Here is an 8,924-nt window from a genome sequence, read left to right on the forward strand (position 1 = left end):
AGCAGCTTTGTGCAGCCGTTCTGCCTTGCTGTGTTAAATTCAGCCTTGATTGCTTTTACGCGGGTGGTGATATAATTCCCATTAACTGCCAATACAGCGGTGTCTCCCTTGATGGTAATAAATTGCATATATAACATCCTTTCCTCAGATAAATCTTATTTACTTTCATGAAAAATCTGTATGAATATAGCCGATATATCATCATGCTTGGCAAAAGCCATCGGCTCATCTGCGCTTTCCGACTTCTCCCGCAAGAGATCATTTAAGCCATCTGTGATGAAAGTTATTTCCTCCACATTGCTTAAATCCATCACTTCTTCATGCCATGATACATCCCTGTCATAACCAATCAGGTAGGAACGGCAGCTTATGCTTTCGCGCCTGGAATGATCTTTATATTTAACCAGCAATGACGGTATGCCCGCTGAGCAATAGATAAGTTTTTGAGCATGAATGTCCATAAAAAAGCACAATGTCGGTATCAGGGTTGAAGAAGCGAAGTTGCTTATGATTTCTTCATTCACAGCCCTGATAACCTTGTCCAATGTATCATATATGCCAGCCTGATACTGCCACATATACGTTTTTAATATATACAGGGTGTTCATGGCCTGACCATAGCTAAATAAATCATGCCCCACACAGTCAAAAATAAATCCATACAAGCCATCCTTGTTGTCGCTATGGATATCTGCATCAGATTTTAACAATGTATAATACAGCCCATCGCCCGATAAATGATAATACGGACTCAACATCCTGTTGACGGCAAATGCCCCGCCGGTATCTTCCCTGGAATAAGCCGGGATAAGCCAGTCATATTGCCGAACAATCGCATTCTCCATACCCTCATCCAGCTTCTCCCCACCCTGGATTTGCTGAAAATCATGCTTTAGCTGTGCTATGAATAGCTCATAAGGAATACCATACGGCAGATACCTGTCTGCCTTGGTATTTTCCAATATCCCTTCCAAACCAGTGAGATAAACCAATGCATGATTTTCCTTATTATCCTTAATTGACGATGCCACAGTCATACCATTGAAATCCGGCAAGTCTATATCCACTATCACCAATGCTGGATGAAGCTGCTGGCACTTTAGCAATGCTTCCAATCCATCAGATGCGCCATGCAGGATTGCTGCATTGTCCAGACTGTAATCAATCTGCTGGATTAATTTTTCAGGATTCCTATGTACCACCAGAATGACAGGTTTTTTCATCAATAAATCACCCCGTTCTCACTTAGGAAAAGCCTTTCTGATAACACACCGATATTCTGTGTTATCAGCTTTTTCGGCAATGGATAGCTCACACACATTGTCACAGTTTTATCTTCCACATCAATATACAGATATTCACAGGCCTCCAGCATCAGCCAGATACCTCTGCCGGACAGTCTTGTTCCCTTGAACTCACCAAATGTCTTTCTCTGCCACTGCTTATCTTTTCCCAATGCCTTGATTTCATCGCAAAAACGTTTTACATCAAACTCCTTGGTTTCTGAACTGACTGATACCTTGATATCCATGTCACGGATGCTCATTTTGATGTCCACATCAGCCTTAGTCAGCCCTGCCAGGGAATACTGGGCTGCATTATTGACTGCCTCCATAATGGCAATCTGAAAATGTCCTTCCGGATCTGCCAACGTTTCATTGCAAATCACATCCAGCTCCGGCAATACACGCTCTATAAAATCGTTATATCCGTGTGCATGAAATTCTATATTTTTCACTAACGCCATAGCTCCTCCTACCCAACATCTAACGAAAAACATTAAAAATATCTTCTGTGATAAACGGTATTACCTTTGCTCGAATATTTTCCATCGGTACAGTTCCAGTGTATCTGCCATCAAAGCTTCTGGGATTGTCCCCCAGTGGCAGAAATTTACTTCCGGATATAATATATTCACCTTCTTTATACGGAATTGCCTGCCCCAGAGCATCATTATCACTGATATGCCCGTGATACTTGTGATTGATATAGAAGCCTTTTTTATAACTCACTTCATACATATCTCCATCCAGTCCACCTACATGTTTGACGAATAGTACGTCAGGATTGGTAATCCATCCTTTGCTCATAGCGATTGCCACACACTCTGCTGGCGGTTGGTACACGACATAATCCTTTCTGTCAATGCTAAGCATTGGCACGCGGAGATAAATGCCGCGTGGTATAGATGGGGATGAGTTTGTATAGAACATTTCATACCCAGTCTGACCAGCCCTATTTTTATCTACTGGTATCCTGTCAATGCAAAACAAAATAGTCAAAAATACAAACAGGCAAATCAAATACAATCTGTTTCTTCTTTTAAGTTTCTTGTCTGTAGCACTTGTCATAACCATTCCTCATCATCTAAACAGCTTTATTGGGTAAATCAGTTTCACAAAAATCTACTGAATAACACTTTAGCAGAAAATTTACAAAAAATATTACAGATTTGTCGCATTTTTTGACGAAAAAAAAGACCACTTTTATACAAAAACGGCCCTTTTTATACCTTTTATGAAACTTTCATTCTGTTCAATTTGGTCAACTCATTTGTTCTGTTCAAATTGGACAGGCTATCTGTTCTGTCCAATTTGAACAGAACCTGCTTTTTGTTATGCAGAAAGCTTAAATCCCCAACGTGCAAAGATTTCCGATGCAGTCTGCCGAAACTGGTTTAGATAACGATAAATTGATGCCCGGTTAATCGCAGCTTCACAGCTCAGCTCATCGATAGTTAAATGGTGATAACGGCATTTATGGCTGATTACCCAATTATATGACGATTCATCCGGAGCAGCTTGGCACTCTGCAAGCTTGCTCAATATCTGCCTGTAGCAGCTTCTCCTGTCAATGAGGTTTTGCAGCCATTTCCTATTGACTTCAACTCCTACCTGTATTCCCCACTCCAGGGCATCTATACGTGCATCCAAAATGTGAATCATATTGATGATTTTTTGTGGTACAAATATATCAGAAACACCAATGTTATAAAAAAGCATATTCTGAATGTCACGCTGAATATCTCTGTTCCAGATGAACAGCGAACTGGTGGAAACATCCAGTTTTGTGGAAATCCAAGTGAATGTCTGATTGTCCTTGTACTTATACAGAAAAAATTTGATCTGCGTATCAGTCAGGCAACGGCATATCGTATCCACTATCATGTTATTGATTATGTGCCGTTGGTACATCAAAAAAGTGCGATAGATGTTGCTCCTGCCTGCCATGCAGTACAGCTGCACATCCTTTGGCAGAATAGTGGTAGGATGAAATCTCTCCTTAATTGCATACTCTGCCAGATAATTATTTATATTCGGTCTATATTTAAACATAGTCACACCCTCTTGCCTATAAAGCCAGTTCCCAGTTCCCAGACGGGCTTAAGCGGTTCAATTCTGTATGTGTTCCCGGTGGTAAAATCCATAACTACGTTGTCATCCTGCAGTCCTGCAGCTAAAGCCCCCATCTTTGCCGAGTGAATTTGCCTGCCTACAGACGGCTGATACCCTTCTTCCAGTGCCCGCCGCAAAAATCCGGCTGGATTCTTTATACCTTTCTGCTGTTTCAATACTTCGATTGCCTTGATAATCTTCTCCCTGCTATAGGTCTGCAGAAAAGCCTTGATTGTTTTGACATTCATGCCAACATCATGTAAAAAACTTGATACAACATCAACAGCAGGCCTGCTTTGCCCATTTTCCTGCCCATAAACTTGAGTTGCGGAACAATGGCCTGCCTGCTCATCAGATATGCCAGGCCTGCTCTTGTTGTTGTTGATTATTTTAGTATTTTTATTTTCTTGTATATTATTTCTAGTATTTATGGGTTTCCCACAGGAAACTCTAGGGTTTTCCCTGGGAAACTCCGGGGGTTCAGGGTTTCCTGGCGGAAACTCTGAAAGCTGCTGTGTTTCCTCCGGGAAACTCTGACAGGAACATGGCGGCTCAGGGTTTCCTGCAGGAAACTCTGAATCATCACAGCCATACTCATTGTGGATAACTTCTTCTGATGGTGCAATGCTGCTGTCTAATGGCACTTGAACATTATTCTGCATGTTTATATTGGCGGAGCTTATCTTCCTCAGATAAAGTCGATCAGCCTGATGCCCGCCCATCTTTTTCCGCTCCAAAAGACCTGCATCTTCCAGCATCGCCATCTTTTTGGAGACAGAGCCTTTTGAGATGCCGAAAAAATCCGCCATCTCGGAGATTTTTGCAATAAAAAAAATATCGCCACTCTCATCAAACCATTTGTTAATGCGACTGAGATTTAACCGGGACTTCAAGAAGCCATAAATCAGCCTGGCTGTGTTGTCCAGACCTGCATAATTCTCCTGTGTAAATAGTGCCATCGGTATAGCTATATACCGTTCCTTATCTATGTCCTTTATGTTAAACCGCTCGCCCATGATGCTCCGCTCCTTCTGCTTTTATCCTTTTCACATCCATAACTGCAGCGGATCAGTAAATTCATACTGTCCCCCTGCACCACGCACAATATACTCAAGATGTAAATGAGGCCCCGTGGAGTACCCACTGGAGCCTACACTGCCAATAATATGCCCTTGTGCCACGCAATCTCCCACTGCAACATAAACACTGCTGAGATGGCAATACTTTGTATAGGTATCGGTTTTGGGATGATACAGCATCACCTGGTATCCATAGCCATCTCCATAGTCACCAGCAGCTACAACCTGTCCGTCGAACAGGGCAGGAACGCCATCACCATAGCCATAGCCGAGATCCACCCCTGTATGAAACTTGTACTGCCCGTCTATAGGGTGGTAACGCCACCCAAAGGGTGACGTCACCGGCAAATCATGAGCTTCCGAAGAAGCGAAATTCATGAGTGTAAATGTTAATGCAGATATTACAGATATTGTGAACAAAGATTTTATCGCCTTGTATGCCCTCGTCACTCCGTGTCATCAGCTTTCTGCCGTCCCTGCTCCTTCTGGATAAGCTCATACTCCTTTGGAGATACCAGGCCATGCTCCTCCCCGGCATAAATCACCTGACCGTAAAATTCATCTTCTGGGATGGTATCGCTGACATCCATAACCTGCCTGCCATCCTCATGCTCATAGTCTTCAAGCACTTCCTCTGACTGCTGCAAATTCTTTAACGTTTCTAACATGAAAATCCTCCATTCTTAACCTGTTAATGTGACAACCTGACAATGGCATTTTTGAAGGAAGCTACTTCCATCTCATACTGGGCGATGCTCACTTCATCACCATCTTCCCTGGCAATAAGCAGCATTTCCTCGCTTTCTTTCATGCCCTTCTGAAGGTATTTTACGACAAACGCCATGCCGCTATTGGCAATACCATCCAAAGCAGCCGGTTTGGCAGGGATACTGCCATTTTCCGTTGCAGCCGGTTCCGCATCTCCATCATCTTTCGTATTCTGCGTTAATGACGGCATCTCTTCTTCCTCCCGGCCATATTCAGCAGCTCTGCCCTGATTCTCAGAAAAAGTATCAGGAGCGTTATCATCATCCTCATTGATGATATCCTGTTGTGAGCTACCGTTTATTTCCGGCTCATCTTCCATGTCAGGTTCTGCACAGGCCCCGCCTCCCTCGTCTATGCCTGACACTGGATTATCCCGAACCGGCTCTGATGCCTCGTCATACTCCGATTGGCTGCTATTGCCATTTTCAGCAGTCTCCGCTACACCATCAGATTTTTCAGGCTCATCGGACGTAACAGTCTTTGACGGAATATGAAAGTACGCCACTACATCGTCATAATCAAAATCACATTCCCTGCTGAAACTTTTCATCGCACTCTGAAAATCCATCTGCTCATCCGCAGTATGCCGTGCCAGTTCCTCGGCAGCACGCCTGGTTATTTTGCCCTCGTCCAGCAGGCACAGAAAATCATCCAGTAAAGACCGCAGGGAGCGCAGCCGTTGCAGCTGCGTTGCACTTATATTCAGAATCTGCTCTGCAAAATAATCTCTGAAAGCACCGGCATAACTGCCCTCATCCTTTGCCTTCTGATAATAAATCCTCGCCATTGGCTCCAGCACTTCAATTTCCTGAAGCTTCTCCGAAAAATTTTTTACCCGGTGGGAATTTGCCATGATTATGGCAATATCAGTTTGCATTTCTGCGGTGAGCAGGCCATTCCCTGCCGGTGCCTCCGTAACAACGCAGGGTATCTCCCGGCTCTCAATTTCACCATGCTCATACCGGTACATAACTGCCCGGTAACGTCTCTCACCGGAAAGAATAATATACTTTCCCGGCTCCTGGGTTTTCTGAACTCGCAAAGGCTCAACCCAGTTCGACATACGCATGTCCTTCGCCAAGGACGGAATGTCCCGCATACCATAGAAATTGTTTTCGTGAGGGATGAGATTTTGAAAATCTATATTTTCTACTCGCGTTCCCGTGCTGCTGATGGCTGACCTGGTATTCTCATTCAGATAATCAGCAAGTCCACCACCGTACTTCGGTAATGCCATTCATATCACCTCTCTCCGAAAAATTCCTTGACAAACTTGACTATATCCCTTGCCACATGACAGTTAGGAGACTTCTCCAGCAAGGTCTTGCCTTCTTTACGTGCCATATCCATATGTCTCTTTGCCTTCTGACTGGCATAACGTATTTTGGTATAAAATATCGGAAACTGTTCTTGGCGCAATTTGCCAAACAGCTCATGATTTTCCGCACTCGTAAGATACTGATTGAACAAAAGCCCCCTCAAATGTAAATATGGATTATACTGTTGTAATGATTTCACCTGATGAAGCATGAGATACATGCCGTCCAAAGAATCTTTCTCCGTAGTTGTCACAATAACCACATCATCCGTAATGGACAATGTATTGAACACCGACAGATTTATATCCGGGGGATTATCGATAATACACAACTTGTATTTATTTACAACCGGCTCCAACGCATCCCGAATAACAGTTGCCTGGTTGATATTATCCGACTTCAGCAGCTTGGCATGAGCCTCGATAATTCCCATATCACCTGCAATCAGGTCAATATTCTCATGTACCGTTGGCTGAATAGCCTCCTGTATGTTATCTGCCGTTACATCCCCCATCAGGATATGAGTAATGCTGCCATACTCGCTCCCATCGTGTCTGCTGAGCCAATCCGTGGCGTTTCCTTGCTTATCATTGTCGATAAACAGGATTTTCTCGCCATACATCTTTGCTACGGCATAGGCAAAATTCACAGAAATAGTGGTCTTGCCAACGCCCCCCTTTAGGTTTATAAAACTTATTGTCTTCATTGATAATTCTCCTTCAAACTCTCCAGTTCCGCGATCACATGCTGTAGGTAATCAATCATCTTTTGCAGGCTGGCCGCATTTTCCACATCAAACTCAATGATATGCACTTGCTGGGAAATTTTCTTCAAAACTACTCTACCGTCCGTGATGAAGTTATCCACTAATACTTCAAGCGTATCATGCTGATTAGCTGCAAAAATCGCCTCCATATTACGGAGCTTCTTTTCAGTAGCCAGATTTTTTGTTAGCAAAACATGCTGCTTCTGGTGAGATGAATGTAAATCCATCTCTAAGCTGGCTATGCGTTTTTTTAAATATTCTATGCTCTCCGCTTCCATTTCATGCCTCCGATTTACTTAAAACGGCAATGAATATGGTCTGTACCAAATTTCTACATAATCGCACAGTTCTTCGCAGGCAATCTGGTTGCCTGCAGCATCAGAAAAATAAATCCTGGTATCAGGAACTATAGAAGTGGTGTATACACCTATTCTTGTTATTGGCAGCCCATTCACACGCTGACATACATAGTATTCACCATCATGGAATTTAATCCTCTCAACCACATTCGTTCCTAATCGGTATTCCAGTGTGGATTTTTGCTCTGTAAAATTGCGTATTACAGCAATCATACGATCTGAGGATAATAAAACCACTTCCTCCATTGTCTCCCTGTCTCTGGAGGTAGACGTTGATTCAATCTTGTAGACTGTTTTATTTTTGTATGTCTGCCCTACAAAAATCATTTTATCATTGATTCTTACGCCATCAATGACCATGCTATTTCCCAACATATTCTCATACCTCCCTGTACTTTTGACACTAAAATTTATCTGACTTCATTTTTGAGCAAAGCCGTGCTGTATGATTTTCATTTTTATTGAATTTTTGGTATAATGTAGTTATATCTGACTGCGAATCAGATATAACCGTCGTTTTGGCTCATTGTCCTGGGAAGGAGACTGCGAATCTGTACTCCCCAGGGCGATGAACCCAGCCTCCTGCGTGTCTACGTCATGTGTATACATCGGAGGCTGCTTGCTTACCAGATCTGCGAAATCCAGGCAAGCGATGTTGTTATTTAGTTTTTGTTGTATATGTTTTTTGTTTGGCGCGCCCTGCACGCTTTTAGTGTGCCATAAATCACTCCTTAATTACCTGATATGATAAGGGGTTTCTTAGGGATAGGCTAAAACCGCCTATTTTACAGGCACCAACATGAATTTGCTGATGCCCATAAGATAAGTGGTTTAGCAGGCAGCGGCGAGACTATGCTGCCTGCTAAGAGCTAAGAGGTGTAAATAAGCTACTGGTGGTCACAAGCCACCAGCTATAGGCAGTAAGCGACGATGATGTTTGGCATCGCCGTTGTAGATATTACCCTTGGAATGAAGGAATGATTCTTTAGCAGAAACACTGCCTTTTTACTGCCTATAGCTCATGGTTCATGGCTAATAAATGTCCCATATCTGGTCTGTGGTTGTATTTAAAAATCTGGCAATACGATTGGCAATCCTGACCTTTGGTTCCCGGATGCCATATTCATATCGGTTGTAGGCCTTGATGGCCACACCGGCGGCATCAGCTACTTCTTCCTGGGAGAAGCCAGAGGCCCTGCGCAATGCTTTGAGATTGTTTGGGATTGGAAAATCCATAA

12 protein-coding genes are annotated in these 8,924 nt (G+C 43.2%); all 12 read right to left on the reverse strand.

The window, feature by feature from the left end; translation table 11 throughout:
* Nucleotides 1-155: 155 nt before the first annotated feature.
* Nucleotides 156-1,223: a SpoIIE family protein phosphatase gene (locus ACI3UA_RS04210; protein WP_439723579.1), complete on the reverse strand. Its 1,068-nt coding sequence runs from the start codon at nucleotides 1,221-1,223 to the stop codon at nucleotides 156-158.
* Nucleotides 1,223-1,747, reverse strand: coding sequence for a hypothetical protein (locus ACI3UA_RS04215; protein ID WP_439723580.1), 525 nt, complete (start codon nucleotides 1,745-1,747; stop codon nucleotides 1,223-1,225). The genes ACI3UA_RS04210 and ACI3UA_RS04215 overlap by 1 nt, the downstream gene beginning before the upstream one ends.
* A gap of 19 nt (nucleotides 1,748-1,766) precedes the next feature.
* Nucleotides 1,767-2,351, reverse strand: a complete 585-nt coding sequence (locus tag ACI3UA_RS04220; protein ID WP_439723581.1) for a S26 family signal peptidase — start codon at nucleotides 2,349-2,351, stop codon at nucleotides 1,767-1,769.
* Nucleotides 2,352-2,615: 264 nt separating this feature from the next.
* Nucleotides 2,616-3,335 (reverse strand): hypothetical protein, encoded by a 720-nt coding sequence (locus ACI3UA_RS04225; RefSeq protein WP_439723582.1) that lies wholly within the window; start codon nucleotides 3,333-3,335, stop codon nucleotides 2,616-2,618.
* Between the two features lie 2 nt (nucleotides 3,336-3,337).
* Complete coding sequence (locus tag ACI3UA_RS04230; RefSeq protein WP_439723583.1) at nucleotides 3,338-4,411, reverse strand: replication initiator protein A; 1,074 nt, start codon at nucleotides 4,409-4,411, stop codon at nucleotides 3,338-3,340.
* 30 nt (nucleotides 4,412-4,441) lie between these two features.
* Nucleotides 4,442-4,894: a M23 family metallopeptidase gene (locus ACI3UA_RS04235; RefSeq protein WP_439723584.1), complete on the reverse strand. Its 453-nt coding sequence runs from the start codon at nucleotides 4,892-4,894 to the stop codon at nucleotides 4,442-4,444.
* Between the two features lie 26 nt (nucleotides 4,895-4,920).
* Nucleotides 4,921-5,142: a hypothetical protein gene (locus ACI3UA_RS04240; protein WP_439723585.1), complete on the reverse strand. Its 222-nt coding sequence runs from the start codon at nucleotides 5,140-5,142 to the stop codon at nucleotides 4,921-4,923.
* 23 nt (nucleotides 5,143-5,165) lie between these two features.
* Nucleotides 5,166-6,479 (reverse strand): ParB/RepB/Spo0J family partition protein, encoded by a 1,314-nt coding sequence (locus ACI3UA_RS04245; RefSeq protein ID WP_439723586.1) that lies wholly within the window; start codon nucleotides 6,477-6,479, stop codon nucleotides 5,166-5,168.
* A 5-nt stretch (nucleotides 6,480-6,484) separates the two neighbouring features.
* Nucleotides 6,485-7,267: a ParA family protein gene (locus ACI3UA_RS04250; protein ID WP_439723587.1), complete on the reverse strand. Its 783-nt coding sequence runs from the start codon at nucleotides 7,265-7,267 to the stop codon at nucleotides 6,485-6,487.
* Nucleotides 7,264-7,605 (reverse strand): hypothetical protein, encoded by a 342-nt coding sequence (locus ACI3UA_RS04255; protein WP_439723588.1) that lies wholly within the window; start codon nucleotides 7,603-7,605, stop codon nucleotides 7,264-7,266. Before ACI3UA_RS04255 ends, ACI3UA_RS04250 begins: the two co-directional genes overlap by 4 nt.
* A gap of 18 nt (nucleotides 7,606-7,623) precedes the next feature.
* Nucleotides 7,624-8,061 (reverse strand): hypothetical protein, encoded by a 438-nt coding sequence (locus ACI3UA_RS04260; protein ID WP_439723589.1) that lies wholly within the window; start codon nucleotides 8,059-8,061, stop codon nucleotides 7,624-7,626.
* 657 nt (nucleotides 8,062-8,718) lie between these two features.
* On the reverse strand, nucleotides 8,719-8,924 hold a 206-nt coding region (locus ACI3UA_RS04265; RefSeq protein ID WP_439723590.1), incomplete at its 5' end, for a helix-turn-helix transcriptional regulator.

Source organism: Anaerovibrio sp. (genome assembly GCF_051866355.1).
In the GTDB taxonomy this organism is placed as follows: domain Bacteria; phylum Bacillota; class Negativicutes; order Selenomonadales; family Selenomonadaceae; genus Anaerovibrio.

Excerpts from the sequence above, each read along its gene's own strand:
- ACI3UA_RS04210 (WP_439723579.1), bottom strand. The coding sequence starts at position 1,223 with ATGAAAAAACCTGTCATTCTGGTGGTACATAGGAATCCTGAAAAATTA.
- ACI3UA_RS04215 (WP_439723580.1), bottom strand. The coding sequence starts at position 1,747 with ATGGCGTTAGTGAAAAATATAGAATTTCATGCACACGGATATAACGAT.
- ACI3UA_RS04220 (WP_439723581.1), bottom strand. The coding sequence starts at position 2,351 with ATGACAAGTGCTACAGACAAGAAACTTAAAAGAAGAAACAGATTGTAT.
- ACI3UA_RS04225 (WP_439723582.1), bottom strand. The coding sequence starts at position 3,335 with ATGTTTAAATATAGACCGAATATAAATAATTATCTGGCAGAGTATGCA.
- ACI3UA_RS04230 (WP_439723583.1), bottom strand. The coding sequence starts at position 4,411 with ATGGGCGAGCGGTTTAACATAAAGGACATAGATAAGGAACGGTATATA.
- ACI3UA_RS04240 (WP_439723585.1), bottom strand. The coding sequence starts at position 5,142 with ATGTTAGAAACGTTAAAGAATTTGCAGCAGTCAGAGGAAGTGCTTGAA.
- ACI3UA_RS04245 (WP_439723586.1), bottom strand. The coding sequence starts at position 6,479 with ATGGCATTACCGAAGTACGGTGGTGGACTTGCTGATTATCTGAATGAG.
- ACI3UA_RS04250 (WP_439723587.1), bottom strand. The coding sequence starts at position 7,267 with ATGAAGACAATAAGTTTTATAAACCTAAAGGGGGGCGTTGGCAAGACC.
- ACI3UA_RS04255 (WP_439723588.1), bottom strand. The coding sequence starts at position 7,605 with ATGGAAGCGGAGAGCATAGAATATTTAAAAAAACGCATAGCCAGCTTA.
- ACI3UA_RS04260 (WP_439723589.1), bottom strand. The coding sequence starts at position 8,061 with ATGTTGGGAAATAGCATGGTCATTGATGGCGTAAGAATCAATGATAAA.